Raw genomic sequence first — 16,696 nt, 5'->3', positions numbered from 1 at the left:
TTGACCATTATAACATCAATTATGCCTCGTTGAAATTACGTCCATATTTTCCCACAACTCTTTTGATACATCACGCTCCGTTGCTACAAAAACCATAGGCATCACGATAATACTAAGTAAAATTGGAGTCACAATTAGTAGTAAATCTATACCTGGTTTAAAATAAAGGCCAAAAGCAGTAAGTAATCCTGACGTTACGACAAAGATTATTTGAGCAATAATAATAAGTATCGGAATGAATTGATACATATAACTAAGTTTTCTATATTGATGCATTTTCTCTGGATACTGTAGAAGTTGCTTTTTTAATCGTCTAGATAACAGTAGACAAGCGACCACCTGTAGTAAAATGAAGCTAAAATAAATGACACAACGCAACACCATCTGCACTTTATCAATCATGCCGTCAAAATTGCCGGTTCTTTGCTGTAACAGTTCATTCACTGGACCCTTGTATACATATTCGCGTTCACTTAAATAAGTAAGTGGTTGCGCAAAGCCAAATGATGACCATTCTTTTGCATTAACCGTCCAATTCGTCAGCTTACTCGCCACAAAACGTAATTGAATAGCTTCATCCTCACCGAACATACCAACTAGAATGCTATAAGGAATCGTTAGTTTTAACTGCCCTTTTTTCTTCAACTGAAATAAATCTTCTATGAAAAACGTATACTCCACGACTGAATTATTTTCCTCATAATGTCCAGTCTGAATCTTCCAATGTGATGACAAAGATTGTTCTATATTTTCTTTCATCTCGTCATAAGCAATTGCATTATGAAGATGCTTCGGAATTTTATAGACAAAATGATTGTCACCGCCGATTATACATACGTCCACTTCTACAGAGTCAGTTGTCATGGCAGTTGTCTTAAGCGTAACTAAACTCATTATCAATACACAAAAAAGCACAATTAGAACTAGTCTCTTTTTCAACATGCCATGCGCACCTCTTTCTGGCATAGTGTTATTTTTACACTAGCACAACTCTTACCGAAACTACCATTGCGTTATTCCGAAAAAACGCTAGTGGTTTTCCGAAAGATTCCATTTCGGTCTTCCAAAATCGCTAAAAGTTAAGGATAATTAGGTATATATGCATCTGAAAAACATGGTATTATAAATAATATTTACTATATTGTGGAAAAGAGATTTAATATGACTAAATTAACCTCTAGTATTTTTGCTATTTACATAGTGCTTGGCATCTATTTTCTCTCAGTAGCTATTCAAACACCGTTTGTTAACATCGCACTTAGTGAAGTTAAAGAACAACTGATCATAGCTGACCCCTATTATCCAAAATGGGCTCAGCGGCAACTTATTGAAAAAGGCGATATTTTACTGAGTGTAGATCGGCAGCCAGCTGCAGATAATCCTGCTGTTCAAAAACATCTTACCGTTATCGAAGCAAAAGAACTAAGCATTTTAAAAGCAGATGGAACCATTCATACCGTTCCGATTACGCATTTAGACATACCAGAGCAGCTTTTTACCCTTTTTATTTTCCCAATGCTCTATTTTGTTCTATCCATTTGCGTGACAATTTATTTATGGCGGAAAAATAAGGAAAACTTTTTAACGAATCTACTTATACTTTTTTTACTAACCGTTTCAATGGCGTATATTAGCAGTATCGCTTCTAGTAGAGCAAATAGTATGGGGCATATAGTAATTAACTTTTGTATTGTTCTATGCCTAACCATCCTCATTCATTTTTTGGAACATTATTTCCGTTATTTACATATTAAATGGCCATTTATTGAGTCTCGTTTGCTCTATATAATACCTTTACTGGTACTTTGTCATGATATCGTCAATTTCATTAACCCTACTATCCATATCTTGACGCCTATTACTATTCTTGCACTATTTTGCCTACTCGTCATTTGCATCATATGTATTTTGCTAGCAAGCTATTTACAAACACGCTCGCCCAAAATACGCATCATTGCGATTTCATTAATCATTCCGTTTATGCCGTTTTTACTATTGTTTGCCGTGCCTGAAATTTTAGGGCGTCAGGCTATTTTATCTTCAGAGTTTAGTGCACTATTCTTACTGCTCATTCCCTTTTCCTTTATTTTCATTCAAGTAAATGAACGATTATTCGATATTGAATATCAATTATCTCGCTTACGTTATTATTCTGCCCTAGCCTTTGCTATCGCTTTAGTCTTGACTATAGGGATTGCAATCTTACTTAATGAATACGATTCGATAGCAAAGATAACAGGTGTCTTTATATTACTTTTCATCGGCATTATTGCAGGGTTCTATGCAAAAGAGCAACTAGACTTTAAACATCGGAAAATTATTTTTTCCTCTAACGGGGATTATGTACATAATTTATATGCTGCAGTTAACAGCATCGGAAACGCAAGAAATCAACAAGAATTAGAAGCCCGCTTCACACAGGAAATTGCCAATAAGCTCGGTACAACCACATTTACGATAGAAACGGTTACAGATGATTTACCATTATCACGTGGTGAAATGGTCATTGAATATAAGGTAATTCAAATAGTATTGCATGATACGGCTGAAGAAAAAATTGTCTTAACCATTTCAAATACAATACAAAAAAAAGAGCTTTTATGGCTAGAATTACTGTCACTTTACTTTTCAATGTTTGTTGATAATTTAAAGCTCATTGAGGATTTAGTGGATGAAATTCATCACATGAAAGTAGCGAGTAATACACAAGTTCCGTGGCTAGATACATTACTATGGAATATTATCGAGAAAGAAAAAACCATTTTGGCACAGGAATTACACGACACCATTTTACAGGAACAGCTACATTTGGCGAGAGAGCTCGATGTAATCGCAGGCTCCCAAGTTATTAAGAAAGAAAGAGTATTAGAGATTCGAGAGCAGTTACTCGATTCCTCACAAGATTTACGGGACTATTGCGAAAACTTAAGCCCCCCATTACTCGATACATTCGGCTTACAAGTCGCATTGAAAAAACTCATACAAAAGGTGAAAATACGTGCAAACTTTTTACTCGACGCACAAATTGATCGTGTCGATTTCCAAGACGTAACACTACACCTAGTTGTGTACCGGCTGGTTCAAGAGTTGCTTAATAACGCCCTTAAACACTCCGAAGCGATGGAGGTCACACTTCATCTTACTGCTATCGACCGTGGCTTTGCCTTACAGTACTCAGATGACGGAATTGGTTGCAATATTGATGAGATGATTGCATCAACAACGTCTATGGGTATAAACGGTATTCGTGAACGCGTTCGTTCCTTTAGCGGCGACATGAATATTACGTCAATACCAGATGAGGGCATGCAAATATACATTCAAATACAAGAAAAAAGTGAGGACAAACATGATTGAGCTACTTATTGTCGATGATCACCCTGTCGTTTTGGACGGCACAAAGACTCTCTTACAGGACTTAGCGAATGTGCATATAGAAACTGAACAGGATGGACAGTCTGTGCTTTCGCTTATGGACACAAAAACATTTCAGCTCTATTTAATCGATATTAATATGAAACCAACTAACGGTGTTCAGCTTTCCCAGATGATAAAAAAGAAACAACCTGAAGCACTTATTTTGTTATATACAGGCTATGAGCTCGCAGATTATTACGAACTTCTTGTAGAAAAAAAAGTCGATGGGCTATTATCGAAACTTGCGACCAAAGAGCAAGTTATTCAAACGATTCAAGCAACTCTTCGTGGGGAAATTTTACTACCTGCTGACTTTTTAGATTTCATACAACGTCGCTCACATCGACCGGAAGCACAGCAGGAAGTATTACTTAGTGATAAGGAACAAGAAATTTTGCAATACGTCGCTCAGGGCTTTACCAATAAAGCCATTGCTTCGAACCTTGGCGTCACGCAGCGCACAGTAGAAAATTATTTATCGAAACTCTTCGTGAAACTCCATGTGGAATCGCGCGCAGAGGCTGTTATTGTCGCCAAGGAAAATGCGTGGATCGACTAAGAGGTATACCTACTCAATTAAAGATTGTAATGAGTAAATTCACTTTAAATACCTACCAAAAGAAAAAATATCGACGAGAGTGCAACTATTCCTCAGGTACGTGCGGCCAGTACGAATGTATAGGTAGCAACATGGGAGAATTTTCAAGATCAACTTATATAGAAATCCACGGTTAACTACTATGTAGTACAACGATTATGTTTAATTGAGGTTTCCGTCTCCTGTTCTGAAGCCTCACTTACCCGCTTTCCACATTGGATAATTTATTCACAAAGCTGCCCTAGATAGCTTCGTCACCATTGTCTACTTTGAAAAGCATTGGAATCCAGCCAGTGGTACTCTCTAAACGTAATGCCGATGTTCAATGCGAACTCAAATAACACATTCGACGGTACGTTTTCCTTACGATTTATTGAATCTACATCATTAAACTTTAATGAGTACCAATCTGCAATAAGCTGATTTCAGAAAGCACCAGTTATAGCCCCAAAACCTTTTAGAGAACACGTTGTAGTGACATGGATATCAATAGTCTCCCCATTTCATCGTTTTAGTCGCAAATGCCCTATTATTTAATTCGAAATTTTCATACAATAACACATAAAAAACAAAAGTGAATTACCTTTTTGAGATTTTTTTTATTTATTTTGCTAGACAAATGTATGATTCGATTGTATAATTAAGTCAATCCTTCAATCGTAAACAGTGAAATCACCTATTAAAAAAGTGATCGTGTTAGTACGAGCATTTTTTATACGTGATTTTTTTACATGTTGTAGGAACTAGATTTTAATTTATTTTTTGGAGGTCGTTTAAATGACACAAGGTACAGTAAAATGGTTTAACGCAGAAAAAGGTTTCGGTTTCATCGAGGTTGAAGGTGGAAACGACGTATTCGTACACTTCTCAGCTATTCAAGGTGAAGGTTTCAAATCACTTGAAGAAGGTCAAAAAGTTGAATTCGGCGTTGAAGAAGGCAACCGTGGCCCACAAGCTACTAACGTTGTTAAACTTTAATTCTTAAATTTGAATTAATTTTTGAGCACAAGAGAGAGACATCCATTTATGGGTGTCTCTTTCTTTACATATACTATTGATAATAAAGTTGTTTACCTGGATTACATTTTTAAAATAGGAGGTCGATTTCCGCTCTAGAAACTCACTTTCCGCGGTCAAGCACCTTGCCGCTTCCTTGGCTCCTGTCACTTCGCTTTCGTCGCAAAACACAGTTTTTATATGCTCTGTGCAGGGTCTTTAGTTCGTTTGCATTTCCTGGAACAGTAGAGCATCCTCCACTACAATCAACAATAAAATGTTGCAACATACGTTAATCTTGAAAATAAAATAACCCATTTACCGGCACATTACAACCTAATGTTTTTAAAACTATTTCAAAGATTGTTGCTTATACGCATAATTCATATCCTGTACTTTCGATATTATGAGTTGATGCACTACGACTTTGAAGGCATAAAAAATGCAGAGAACATAATGATTATAGAATTTAAAACGAAGCCACTTGTAAGTAAAACAGCGATAAATCCTGCACCAAATCCCCCTTCATCAAATAATAAAGTAAATCCAAGCGACCCTAAAAAAATAATAGGTGAAATTAAAATAGAAATAATTCCTGCCCATAACCTCTTTCTCTTTGATTGTCGTGTATACTTAATCCCAAAGTAATTTAATCCAAAAAATATAGATAGTGCCATAATAAACACTAATAATAGCCCTAGTGATTCAGATACAACATAAATCCCCTCCTTGAACAAATTTACGCAATACTACCTTCACATTATTAAATCCTATCCGACATTTGAATAATAGTAATTTGGCTCATTACCATAACTTGGGGTTGATTTCCGTTTCGACTGGGCGCTTTCCAGGGGGCGTCCAGTCTCCACTTCAATCAATAAGCAATCTAAAATCAATACGCTCTTTAATTAAATGTCATCCCCGACTTTTGATGACGAACCAATAATTTATATATTTATAAAACAATACCAAAAATGAGTGCACTTCTAGGTTAATTCGTTATTTCACAAGCTATAATTTATACGCTAAATTACCGTTGCCGAAATCATTAGACCAATATCCTTTTTCCACATGCATACGCATATTACTTATCCTCAACTACTTCAACACTTCGTTGTTGGCCTAAAAAATTCACAAGCCCAATATAAAAAGGATAGCTAATGAGTTGCACCAAGATGATAAGTCCTTGTACAGGCGCAGGTCGATCGCCCCGATCCATCATCGGGAATATATCAGCAAAAATCTTGATCAATAATACGGTATACGGTAGCCAAAGAAGTAGCGTCCAATAGCTAGACCACTTCTTTGCTAACCATTTACAAGTCAACCTGTACAGTAAAATGCTGGCGCCAAAAAATCCAATCGTATGCACACCTAGCAGCACTATTTCTAACTGCTTGCCTTCCCAGCCGGAAAGCCGCATTATTCGGTAATAATTCAACTGGAGCTCAATCGAAACAAAAAGCATAAACCCGTACAAAGCACTTACAACATTTAGCTTTAACAAATACTTAATGAGCATTCACCCCTACTTTTACATAAAACTACTTCCTACAACTATGCATAAGAATGTAATCCTGCTATCACTAAATTCACAAAAACTTGATTAAAGACAATGATACCGAATCCAATAATGGCAAGCCAAGCCGTTCTCTCCCCTTCCCAGCCCTTGGAAAGTCGGAAATGAAGGAATGCAGCATAAAATAAAAATGTGATGAGTGCCCACACTTCTTTCGGGTCCCAACCCCAAAACCTGCTCCAAGCAATTTGCGCCCAAATCATAGCAAAAAGCAACCCGCCTAATGCAAATAGAGGAAAGCCAATAACCACAGCTCTGTATGAAATTTCATCCATTAAAGGTGCATTCACTCGGTTTGTCAAAGGCTTTAATAAGACAATGACTTTCTTTCTAGTTAGTAATCGAATGACACAATACAATGCAGATCCTACGATAAATGCCCAAACAATCGTATTGAATTTTTTTGCATCAATAGAATTTGGTATTTCTAGAACACCTACAGATTCCTCACTAGCTGTTACTGCCCCCTTATTCACAATGAGCGGCATCATTGTATAGGTAGCTTTCTCTACTTCTCCTTGTGCATTTTCAAATTGAACACTTACTTCTTCCGTCGTAAGATTGAACACAGTAGATGCACCGATAAAACCAATTGTTACAATTAAACAGTACATGACAAATTCCAACGCACGTGTGCTGATTGTTTTCTTATGTACATCTAACGTTCGAAGTAAATAAATAATCCCTGTAGCAAATGAAATCGACAAAATCGCACTTGAAAATGCAACGGTAATAACGTGTATTGTCAGCCAATTACTTTGCAGTGACGGAACAAGTGGTGATACTTCTCGTGTGAAAACACTACCGTAGCCAATAATGATCAACGAAATAGGAAGTACAAACAAGCCTACGACAATTTGCCTGTACAAATAATGAATAATTAGGAAACTACCAATCAACATAATGCCGAAAAACGTCATAAACTCATACATATTGCTAACTGGTGCATGTTCAACAGCCATCCACCTTAAGATGAAATAGTTTAATTGTAGTACAAAAGCAAAGCCTGTAAGTACAAGCCCTACTCGCTCAAACATTTTCCCCTTCGACTTTACCGCAAGTCCCAGTGGCAAAATAGCGAGTAATAACAAAACAAATGCAATAAATAATGAATTACTACTTAAACTTAATAACTTTTCTGTACTCAATTTGATTTCCTCCAACGTCTTTTTTTAGAAGAACCTGTAAAATAGTCTTCATAAACAGAACGTTGAATAACAAAAGAAGTGCCACTTTACATCGACAAATATTCTTATTTTTCAAAATTGTTACAAATGTATGGCGAATCTATGCCATTGCCATACACTTACCCTACTAAAGTAACGTAACTACACTTTTCCCTACAAGTAACGCAAGTAATGCAGATGGCGTTTGTACTATGAAGCCAAGTAGTAGATACACGGCTATTTGTTTCATTGTAAGAACCTTTTTGTTGTAGAGCTTTTTGACGGCTAGTATACAATAAGGAATCAATAGGAAAATGGCTGTTATGACACCTGCCACATACTTTTGAAATACTATGGCTTGCAGGACATGCCCAATGCCATTAGCTAAGAACACTCCCGCTACCAGAAAAGAGAAGAAAGGTAGCGGTTTGATCCCTAGAAATCTTCTTCCGTTCGCTGCATATAAACAACCTACAGCTACGATCATCCATAGAAAGACGAATGCAATTGTGAACTCCAAAGCCGAAATGGTAAATGGTAGTCGTATAGGGAGCTGAATCTGTTCAATTGTTACTATTTCCTCTAAATCATGTATCAAAAAAATGAGTGGAAAGAATAAGATTAACCTTGATAGTGTTGATTGCAGCATATGTACACCTCAAATTTATGTAATATTTGCGAAAAGTCCTTACTAGCACCAAATCTAACCAACTAAGCCTAAGCTTGAAAAGATGGTGAACTACGATTTAAACACTATCCAAATTTCAATCATGCGTCTATTTATTTTTAATTTTTCATTGTGAATAGGCCATGCAATCAGGAAGAGTTCACTTGCATATTTTCTATAAAACACTTATATTTGCAACTAGATAAGATTCTTCATCGAGACAGATTGGTTAGGTATCAAATTAACGGCACTAACCTCGAAGTATGTTTAGTATCATGAAATATCGCAAAATTTTTTAAAAGAAATCTCATAGTTTGCTTGCATATACATAGGGGGATAACAAATGGCTTTTGGATTTTTCAAAAAGAAGGAACAGGCACCGCTGAAGTGTCAGATTGAATTTTGCGTCTCAAATATGGCACAAGGCTCTGCCGATGCCTATGACGAAATGTTGAACAGAACAGATATCGATGTAGAAGAGTTCGGATGCACATCAAACTGCGAGCTCTGTGTCGAACAATTATTTGCTGTGGTTAATGGAGAAGTTGTAACTGCAGAAGATGCAGAAAGCCTTGTTACAGCGATTGAGGAAGAAATCAAGAATAATCCACTTTTTTAAGGACTATTTTAAACAATAATGATCATTTAAACTATGTAAAATAGGCTCTGTTCTTGCTTTAGAAATAGGACAGGCCTATTTGGTTCTATCTATTCCTGTTTTGATGTGTCTTAGCAACTCATTACTAGTTAGATTCATTTTTCTCCTTTTTAATAACACATTGGAAAAGAAGAACTAGGAAAATCACCAAGAATATCACAAATCTACAAACCATTTTTCTTATTCCTGCCAATCCATATCCAACGCGAACCGCAAAAGGAGTACCTGCTAACCACGGCAATAATGGTGCAATTAATATGATCGTATTCATTCACAATATGATATACTTCTTTTTTAATGATTGGTTGCAACTAAAACAAACGGCCACAATTATTGATAATGCAAAAATCCCAGCTGCTTCAGCTAATCATACATGCTCCTTACTGTTACAAAATCATGCCCAACAGCTCATCTATTTGCTAAAACCGCTTCTTGAATATATGCATATATATAATTTTGCACTTCTTTATTACATTACAAATTCGCACTCATTATAATTAATTCACCCTTATTCCCCATCGAACGAACGCCCTCATCGATGAAGCCACATGTTTTATATAAAGCTTGAGCTGCTGTATTTTGAATATTTACTGCTAAAACGAGTTCATTTATATCTGTAAAATGCATTTGCACGAAGGCAGGTAATAATTGTAGTGCCTTTTTAACGTATCCTTTACCCTGATGATAAAAATCAGTTGAGAAGGAACGAATTAAAATGGCTTGATTATTTGAGGAATACGGTTTAACCCCTTCCCTTTGGTGTAACACAAAAAAGCTAACGAGCATTTCATTCTCCAATGCTAAGATAGCATGTCGATCCGCATCTTTATTCACTAATACGATACTATCTTTAGGTGAATACGTATAACGAAGCTGTTCTTCCATAATCTGATATTGTTCTACCAAATGATTATATGAATATTCGTAAAATTTAAGTTGCATTGTAAAATTCACTCCTTTGAATGACCCCTCTTTAACACTTCAACTAAATGATACACATCAATCTTCCAAATCCCATTTTCTTGCTTTAAAGCAAAAGTTATTCCATACGTATTACTTCCGAATATAATTTCTAATTGTACAATCTTTAAATCTTGAGTACTTTCTTTCAGATTAACGGAAATCGAATCATAGTATCTAAACATCAAATAATCTTGTATAAAATCAGCAGATAAGTATTGGTTATATTCGGTATTGAATTGTTCAAAGGGTGGAAGCTTGCCACCATCGTAGGTTAAGGCGTATAGTTTGCTAGTGTTATGTTCAAACACTAAATTCATATGAATTAACACTATTTCCTCTGGTGTAAAATCTTTCAAACTTTTTGTATCTCCATTGTTTAAAAATTCATGATATTTTTCCAACTTATCATTTGGCAAATCTTCAAGGTACGAAAAATCGTATTGCCTATCTATGTTAGGAATTTCCGGATTGAATTCTTCAGCTTGAACAACGAAGTTTGTAACAGGAGCATCATTAATTGTAACAGTAATTTCCCAAAGACCTTCTTTATCAAAGCCAAACTTTGCTCCACTTTTGTTACTCCAGATATCCCATTCGTAGAGTTTAATTGTCTCTTTTGTATCTTGATGAATGGCGGTCATTTTATATTTTTTTCCGTCATTTTCTTGCGTATCTTGCTTCCTGTCTAAAAAATACACATCGTATAGTCGTCCTTGGCCTGCCGGAAAATCCGGTTCATTTTCATGTCCATTCACTCTTACTATGCCAAACGCCCCTTCCGTCCCATACAACTGTATTCCCTCATGAGTAAATGTAGGCGTTTGCGTCCAATCGACTTGCTCTTCTTCAACACAACCAAATATTAATAACGAACATAAAACAAGTAAAAAACTCATTGCGCTAAGCTTTATCTTTAACAATATGCCTCCCTCCACTTCTCTTTGTGTTATGCATTCGTTCTTTAATTTAAAGAAAGACGTTAGTCAAATTTCAACTAACGTCATCAATAATTAACCAACATACATAATTTAATAATGCCATTTATTACAAATATTCTCAACTTTTATTACAATTGATTTATCTGAACCCGATCAGTGAAATTATCGTTAAGTACACCCTCATGGAGTGTACCAAACCCCCATTATGTAGAGCCGCAAAATTCACGCCTTACTGGACAACTAAAGTTTCTTCTTGCCCTTGCCATTGAATTTGAATAGTGGGAGTAGTATCCTCATTAAATATTTTTTTTACATCTTTTTTCTGTATAATTATTTTCCCTTCTTCGTTTACTCGCGCATCCGATATGGAAAGAGCTTCTTTTTTTCCTTCAATCTTGATTTGTATATCCCCAACTTCTTGCCCATCATCAAGGTAAATTAACATTAAGCCATCTCCTGTATTGCTATGATAAACCGCCTTCCAATGGCTACTTTTCGCTACATAATGCACTTCTTGATTTACCAAGCCACATCCAGCGAGAACAACAAGCATCAGAAGTAGTAAATACACTTTTTTCATTTCTTTTCCCTCCGGATTATCAAATTCACGGGTTGATTAATACTCAAATTATGCGCAAATAGAGTAGGTCTCAAACAAATAATAGTGTAGGTCTATAAATTGATTATAATGAGGAACACACTATAACTGCATCACGATTGATCAATTAATAGAGCCATCGAATCTAAAGATTTATTTACTCAGTTTGGTTAAATAGCCCTTTAATTGATCATTTGAATTTTGAATGAAATCTTTCAAACATTTATTTATCCGATTCTTCATCATTTTTAAAATTCAACAGGACCTTAGCTGCACACTCAACTAAGACCCTTGTAAGCAAACCTATTCTACTTGCATGCTGATCTCTAGTCCTGTTGGTTTATCCCCATAGACGTCGCTATACTCTTTAAAAGTAAATTCTAAACCTGAAATATCGTCGGGTAACGGCGGTGAAACAACAAATTTGTACCTATAATGTCCTGTTGAACCCCCTCCACTTTCCTGCCGACATTCGTATTGTTCGCCTAAAAAAAGTTCAAAATGATTGCGAGAAAACTTACGATCCAGATGGATTGGAGGATCATTTGTACCATCCCAATCGATAAGGAGTTGTAAGACGCTAGCATTTTCATATTGGCGGATAAAGGTTACCGTATAGTGGCGATCATCAATTTCAAGCGATTTTAAAACAGGTAGATGCTTTCTAAATCCAGCCGGTTCAATACGAGGTTTAAGTTGCTCCTCCATTCTCATTGTCCCGAATAATGTTTTGAGGTAGTCTTCATAAAGTTCATATTTTTTAGCCCAGTTTGAGATTGATTCATCTGGTGGAAAACCTGGATTATTATTCGATATATATTTGCGTTGTTTTAAAAGCGCACAAATTTGTTCATCGATTGGGGACAGTCGTTTATCGTAATGCTCTGTCGGACGTTCAAATGATGAGTGGTTCATATTGTTCCTCCTCAATTACCATTAAATTCTATACCGTAATCCTAACACCAAAAGAATATAATTGTAATTAATTTCATTAAAGCCTTATGCGATAAATTGAGTAAACCACGCAATATATTTGGCACCAGGAATAAACAAAGCTTGAGCGAGCAATGTCCCTAATAATCGTGAACTCATCATCATCACTGAAGCCCGCTTAAGTTCGAGATAGCTTCCTCTCTGATTTATGACATCATCTGCAAGAATTGAAATTTTAGGATCAATAAATATGATCAATAGCATCGTAGCAATACCGTTGATGAGTCCCGAAGCCATAGTGGCAGTTATTGCTCTTTCAGGGACCAACAATGCAGCATATAACGCAGACAGCACTCCTATCGTGTAAATAGCTGTAATGATTATATTAATAATAAATAATTTCAGCGGAATATCTCGCCAACTAATGCCCTTCAAGTATGTAAAACTCGGCAGATGAATATGTTTAATGCCTCGTTTAAAATATTCAAGACTCAAACCTTTCTTCAATAAAGCTGGCATAGAACCCCTTTCCTCCGACAAATGTATAATTGCACGTGAAAAAATGGCTACAAAAGTCGGTAACAAAAGAATGCCTATCAGTGTACCAATTGAAGCAAAACCAATAATAATACGATACTGTTGTTCAATAAATTCTAGCGCATTTTCTTTCGGTGCAGTATCAACCAAACTTCCTGTAAAGGGTTGCTGCATCATATTCGCCAATCTCGATACCATCACCATTATATTAAATAGAGATAGGGCTGAAGCTAATAGTTTTACCCGTGCACCAGATAACCTCACTGCATAAGCTAGTGTTTCGATGGAATGGATGATTAAAATAAATAATGAAATCATGAGTAGCTTTTCTGTTAGTAAGTCCAAATTCTTTTACCTTCTTTTTTGTTTTCTATCTGTTTTTTATTAAAACTTCACATGCTAAAGTTCCCGATTGTTCCCCTTCAACTGTTACTGAATATGGAATTACTTTCATATCAACATATACATTGATATTTGGAGGGAATTTGCTTCTCCACAGATGATGGAATTTCTCTGATTTTGCAAAAAGCGGTGTAACGCATCATAATTTTCTAATAGACTAGAGAATTAAAGACTGACACGCTCCTATTTCTATATTCTACGAATTGCATCTAAATAAGTTCCTTTAAGATCCTATTTTCCATCTCACTGCTTCATCACAGTAACTTTCGATGGAAAAAATTCAGGAATTCAAATTATTAAAAAACTACATGCCGTATCCATCCTGATATATTACTAAAATTGCTGAATAACCTTTGGAAACACTGAAATATTCTTTTGAGTGCTGAATTACTCCCTTGGAACGCTGAATTTTCCATTTGAGTGCTGAATTATCTCCTCCGAACACTGAATTTTTCATTTGAGTGCTGATTTCCCCTCTCGGAACGCTGAATTTTTCATTTGAGTGCTGATTTACTCCCTTGGAGCGCTGATTACCCTAATAACCGTAGAATCCACCACTCCTTTTACTGATGAGCCCTTTCTCTTCCAGACTTTCAAAAGAAAAATAGCTATTCGCGAGATTCCTCATACAAATAGCTACCTGATCACTTATTTAATTACTTACGACAAACTCATTATCCCAGCTAGTAGAATCAGATAATTGATAAGCAACCTTATTGGTATGGATATCGATGATCATGGCTACGGTTGATTTGGACGCAATAGAAGGGCAATCTAACGTAAACATAACATAGCCCTCCCCAGCACCATTTTTGTCTACCGCATTCGTATCATCTATTGCAAAAGTAAGAAAAGACTCATTCAAATCTGATGACAACAAACTGTCCTCTCTATATGCTCCATTCTCTTTAATACTATATCTAACTGGCTTCCATCCCTCTGACCACTTTATATGCGCAAGCATTTCCTTATTGCTAGTCGATAGTTTCCCAACTGAAAAGGTAAAAAGTACTTTCATGACGACTTGTCCTAGTTCATTTACCCCTTCGTATATGGCTTTTACTTGAAATTTTGTTTGTTCCTTAGAAGATTTGAATAAGACCATTAACACTACACAAAAGATAAGAATTACAAGCGCTATTATTACTATTAATTGCTCCATCTTAATCCCCCTAACAATTGTAAATACTACCAATTACATCTTAACACATTCAAGAATTTTCTGAATATTTTTATAATATAGTTTATTAATAAATTGCATTTGCTAGTGTAAAAATGGGGATTGTACCAGACAGAAATTTTTCGATTTTAAAAAAGATGAAAGCCAACTGCCTCCACCTTTTCATTTACTATGAAATTCTTGCCTTTTCTATTGTCCATTTAATAACTTATGTATTCTGTTCAACTGTTTTCAATTCAACAGATAATGTAAACGGAATTTTTAAATATTTATAGTGGATTGTAATTTTTTGAATATCTGTAGCTTCAATCTTCAAGCCAAAATGTTGTGGCAACTTACCAACTGCTTTTCGATCTATGTATCTGCTTGGAAACAGTTTTATCTGCTTAATACCGTGGAACGTGATGTTTGGATCATTTGGTACATCTGTTTCTAGCTGCTCCGCCTTGCTCACCACCAGTTCAGCATTTTCAGGCAGACCATCGTTAACAACTACATTTTGTAATTGCAACTCTCTTATTCCTTTATTTTCAATCTCAATTAGTCTTATTTTTGCATTGTCGTCAAAACTTTTATAGCCATTTATAACGAGTGGCGGATTACTTTTCAAATAAATTATACCTACCGCTCCAACAATGAAAATACTAAATATCAATAAAAATAGTATTTTTTTCATCTGATTCCTCCTTCGCACTTCTGAACAAGTATAGCCGGAAATCTTAGGTAGTGGAATCACTATGTTCTTAATCACTAAATATGAATGTTTAAAGAGAAAATCTGGCTTGTTAATTTTATCCTCAACAAAAAAGTAGCCAGAAATGACTAGGCAACAATCACCTTTTGTCTTTCTGACTACGTATTTTAGATGTGCCTTATACACAATTATGTTAGTATCCTTTGTCCCGCTACTTGACTACCGCCTTATACTGAAGCTTCTGTCAGCCAATTTTCTATGAAAGGATGGATTTCGTTAATGGCTTTCCTTCCAGTTACAACGGATACATGACCAGTATTTACATGGTGTAATGTTTTATTTTTGCTAGAAACTTTGTCATTCAGTGGCTCAATCTGTTGTGGTAGAACAATATTGTCACGCGTTGCGACAATATTTAACAGGTTGGCTTTAATTTTGGATAGTTCCACTTTGTGTCCGCGGATATAGAGTTCATCTCTGATCAATTTATTTTCTTGATAAAATTCGCCAATCCATTGTCTGTATGATTCACCTGGGAACGGGATTCCATCGTTAAGCCATTTTTGCATTAGCTTCCAGTTTAATACGAAATCTTCATTCTCTACACGATCGGCAAGGCTGATATATGGCCCATACACATTCGAAATTGGACTTAGCAGTTTATTGCCATAATCGATCATTTCAAAAGGTACATTACCAAGCGTATCGACTAGCTTATCTAGGTTGAAGTATCGTTTATCTAACCAGTTTGAATAGTGCCCAGCATCTTCAAAATCAATTGGGCTCGTTAATAAAATTAGATTACGAATCGGCAATTCTGGATGAAGAGCAGTGAAAATAGCCGTCATTGTCCCACCCATGCAATAGCCGAGAAGAGAGATTTCCTTCGCCCCAGAAGTCTGGAGCACTTTTTTTACAGCACGTGGTAAATAATCCAGTATATAATCGTCTAGTTTCATATGTCGATCTTCATGGCCAGCTGTTCCCCAATCTAACAAATAGACATCATGGCCCTTATTCGTTAAATGTTCGATTAAGCTGTTGCCCGGATAAAGGTCCAATATATATGGTTTATTGATCAGGGCATATATCATGAGAATTGGAACTTTATTCGTTTTCTTCACAGCAGGCTGATAACGATATAGTTTAGATTTGTTTTTTGTCCAGATGACTTCTTTAGGTGTCTGACCAACTTGGGGCTCAGGTTCAGTTGTAATGACTTCTGTCACACGTTTGAAACGATTGTAGCTTTTTTTAGATTCGCCTTGCATTTGGTTGAACCAATCTTCCAACTCTTTCGTACCAAGATTCATCGAATAATCTCTCCTTCAGTATCATTCACTCACAAAAAGAGCTTCTCTAGGAAGCCC

General features: G+C 35.9%; 17 protein-coding genes. 4 read left to right on the top strand and 13 right to left on the bottom strand.

The window, feature by feature from the left end; all coding sequences use genetic code 11:
- Nucleotides 1-15 precede the first annotated feature (15 nt).
- On the bottom strand, nt 16-894 hold the full coding sequence (locus AEA09_RS07475) for a hypothetical protein (RefSeq protein WP_245622809.1): 879 nt from the start codon (nt 892-894) through the stop codon (nt 16-18).
- Between the two features lie 267 nt (nt 895-1,161).
- Between AEA09_RS07475 and AEA09_RS07470 the strand changes: the two genes are divergently transcribed.
- From AEA09_RS07470 to AEA09_RS07460, 3 genes are all read left to right on the top strand, one after another.
- Complete coding sequence (locus tag AEA09_RS07470) at nt 1,162-3,357, top strand: sensor histidine kinase (RefSeq protein ID WP_053583240.1); 2,196 nt, start codon at nt 1,162-1,164, stop codon at nt 3,355-3,357.
- Nucleotides 3,350-3,976: a response regulator transcription factor gene (locus AEA09_RS07465; RefSeq protein ID WP_053583239.1), complete on the top strand. Its 627-nt coding sequence runs from the start codon at nt 3,350-3,352 to the stop codon at nt 3,974-3,976. Before AEA09_RS07470 ends, AEA09_RS07465 begins: the two co-directional genes overlap by 8 nt.
- An 816-nt stretch (nt 3,977-4,792) precedes the next feature.
- Nucleotides 4,793-4,993, top strand: a complete 201-nt coding sequence (locus tag AEA09_RS07460; RefSeq protein WP_053583238.1) for a cold-shock protein — start codon at nt 4,793-4,795, stop codon at nt 4,991-4,993.
- A 437-nt stretch (nt 4,994-5,430) separates the two neighbouring features.
- Here the strand turns inward: AEA09_RS07460 and AEA09_RS07455 are convergent, their stop codons facing one another.
- The 4 genes from AEA09_RS07455 to AEA09_RS07440 form a co-directional block, all read right to left on the bottom strand.
- Nucleotides 5,431-5,697: a hypothetical protein gene (locus AEA09_RS07455; protein ID WP_156312085.1), complete on the bottom strand. Its 267-nt coding sequence runs from the start codon at nt 5,695-5,697 to the stop codon at nt 5,431-5,433.
- A gap of 398 nt (nt 5,698-6,095) precedes the next feature.
- The gene (locus AEA09_RS07450) at nt 6,096-6,533 is read right to left on the bottom strand and encodes a hypothetical protein (protein WP_245622808.1); all 438 of its coding nucleotides are present in this window, start codon (nt 6,531-6,533) and stop codon (nt 6,096-6,098) included.
- Between the two features lie 35 nt (nt 6,534-6,568).
- Complete coding sequence (gene ccsB, locus AEA09_RS07445; protein ID WP_053583236.1) at nt 6,569-7,738, bottom strand: c-type cytochrome biogenesis protein CcsB; 1,170 nt, start codon at nt 7,736-7,738, stop codon at nt 6,569-6,571.
- Between the two features lie 166 nt (nt 7,739-7,904).
- Nucleotides 7,905-8,405, bottom strand: a complete 501-nt coding sequence (locus AEA09_RS07440; protein WP_053583235.1) for an HXXEE domain-containing protein — start codon at nt 8,403-8,405, stop codon at nt 7,905-7,907.
- 361 nt (nt 8,406-8,766) lie between these two features.
- On the opposite strand from AEA09_RS07440, the gene AEA09_RS07435 reads away from it, so the two are divergent.
- Nucleotides 8,767-9,042 (top strand): DUF1450 domain-containing protein, encoded by a 276-nt coding sequence (locus AEA09_RS07435; RefSeq protein ID WP_082332588.1) that lies wholly within the window; start codon nt 8,767-8,769, stop codon nt 9,040-9,042.
- Between the two features lie 513 nt (nt 9,043-9,555).
- Here AEA09_RS07435 and AEA09_RS07430 read toward each other — a convergent pair.
- The 8 genes from AEA09_RS07430 to phaC form a co-directional block, all read right to left on the bottom strand.
- Entirely contained in the window at nt 9,556-10,023 is a 468-nt protein-coding gene (locus tag AEA09_RS07430; protein WP_053583234.1) for a GNAT family N-acetyltransferase, read from the bottom strand.
- An 8-nt stretch (nt 10,024-10,031) separates the two neighbouring features.
- Nucleotides 10,032-10,964 (bottom strand): hypothetical protein, encoded by a 933-nt coding sequence (locus AEA09_RS07425; RefSeq protein ID WP_053583233.1) that lies wholly within the window; start codon nt 10,962-10,964, stop codon nt 10,032-10,034.
- Between the two features lie 247 nt (nt 10,965-11,211).
- Nucleotides 11,212-11,562, bottom strand: a complete 351-nt coding sequence (locus AEA09_RS07420; RefSeq protein WP_053583232.1) for a hypothetical protein — start codon at nt 11,560-11,562, stop codon at nt 11,212-11,214.
- Nucleotides 11,563-11,883: 321 nt separating this feature from the next.
- Nucleotides 11,884-12,495: a hypothetical protein gene (locus AEA09_RS07415; protein ID WP_053583231.1), complete on the bottom strand. Its 612-nt coding sequence runs from the start codon at nt 12,493-12,495 to the stop codon at nt 11,884-11,886.
- 84 nt (nt 12,496-12,579) lie between these two features.
- Complete coding sequence (locus AEA09_RS07410; RefSeq protein ID WP_053584643.1) at nt 12,580-13,368, bottom strand: lipid II flippase Amj family protein; 789 nt, start codon at nt 13,366-13,368, stop codon at nt 12,580-12,582.
- Nucleotides 13,369-14,104: 736 nt separating this feature from the next.
- Nucleotides 14,105-14,614 (bottom strand): hypothetical protein, encoded by a 510-nt coding sequence (locus AEA09_RS07405; protein ID WP_053583230.1) that lies wholly within the window; start codon nt 14,612-14,614, stop codon nt 14,105-14,107.
- A gap of 226 nt (nt 14,615-14,840) precedes the next feature.
- The gene (locus AEA09_RS07400; protein WP_053583229.1) at nt 14,841-15,308 is read right to left on the bottom strand and encodes a hypothetical protein; all 468 of its coding nucleotides are present in this window, start codon (nt 15,306-15,308) and stop codon (nt 14,841-14,843) included.
- A 245-nt stretch (nt 15,309-15,553) separates the two neighbouring features.
- On the bottom strand, nt 15,554-16,639 hold the full coding sequence (phaC, locus tag AEA09_RS07395; RefSeq protein ID WP_053583228.1) for a class III poly(R)-hydroxyalkanoic acid synthase subunit PhaC: 1,086 nt from the start codon (nt 16,637-16,639) through the stop codon (nt 15,554-15,556).
- Between the last annotated feature and the right edge of the window lie 57 nt (nt 16,640-16,696).

The sequence above is a fragment of the Lysinibacillus contaminans genome (assembly GCF_001278945.1).
Lineage (GTDB): Bacteria > Bacillota > Bacilli > Bacillales_A > Planococcaceae > Lysinibacillus > Lysinibacillus contaminans.
Note: the sequence above shows the minus strand (reverse complement) of the source record. Positions and strands in the feature narration are given on the sequence as shown.

Bases quoted from the DNA above. Each gene is read 5' to 3' on its own strand.
- AEA09_RS07475 (WP_245622809.1), bottom strand. From the start codon at position 894: ATGAGTTTAGTTACGCTTAAGACAACTGCCATGACAACTGACTCTGTA.
- AEA09_RS07470 (WP_053583240.1), top strand. From the start codon at position 1,162: ATGACTAAATTAACCTCTAGTATTTTTGCTATTTACATAGTGCTTGGC.
- AEA09_RS07465 (WP_053583239.1), top strand. From the start codon at position 3,350: ATGATTGAGCTACTTATTGTCGATGATCACCCTGTCGTTTTGGACGGC.
- AEA09_RS07460 (WP_053583238.1), top strand. From the start codon at position 4,793: ATGACACAAGGTACAGTAAAATGGTTTAACGCAGAAAAAGGTTTCGGT.
- AEA09_RS07450 (WP_245622808.1), bottom strand. From the start codon at position 6,533: ATGCTCATTAAGTATTTGTTAAAGCTAAATGTTGTAAGTGCTTTGTAC.
- AEA09_RS07440 (WP_053583235.1), bottom strand. From the start codon at position 8,405: ATGCTGCAATCAACACTATCAAGGTTAATCTTATTCTTTCCACTCATT.
- AEA09_RS07435 (WP_082332588.1), top strand. From the start codon at position 8,767: ATGGCTTTTGGATTTTTCAAAAAGAAGGAACAGGCACCGCTGAAGTGT.
- AEA09_RS07430 (WP_053583234.1), bottom strand. From the start codon at position 10,023: ATGCAACTTAAATTTTACGAATATTCATATAATCATTTGGTAGAACAA.
- AEA09_RS07420 (WP_053583232.1), bottom strand. From the start codon at position 11,562: ATGAAAAAAGTGTATTTACTACTTCTGATGCTTGTTGTTCTCGCTGGA.
- AEA09_RS07415 (WP_053583231.1), bottom strand. From the start codon at position 12,495: ATGAACCACTCATCATTTGAACGTCCGACAGAGCATTACGATAAACGA.
- AEA09_RS07410 (WP_053584643.1), bottom strand. From the start codon at position 13,368: ATGATTTCATTATTTATTTTAATCATCCATTCCATCGAAACACTAGCT.
- AEA09_RS07405 (WP_053583230.1), bottom strand. From the start codon at position 14,614: ATGGAGCAATTAATAGTAATAATAGCGCTTGTAATTCTTATCTTTTGT.
- AEA09_RS07400 (WP_053583229.1), bottom strand. From the start codon at position 15,308: ATGAAAAAAATACTATTTTTATTGATATTTAGTATTTTCATTGTTGGA.
- phaC (WP_053583228.1), bottom strand. From the start codon at position 16,639: ATGAATCTTGGTACGAAAGAGTTGGAAGATTGGTTCAACCAAATGCAA.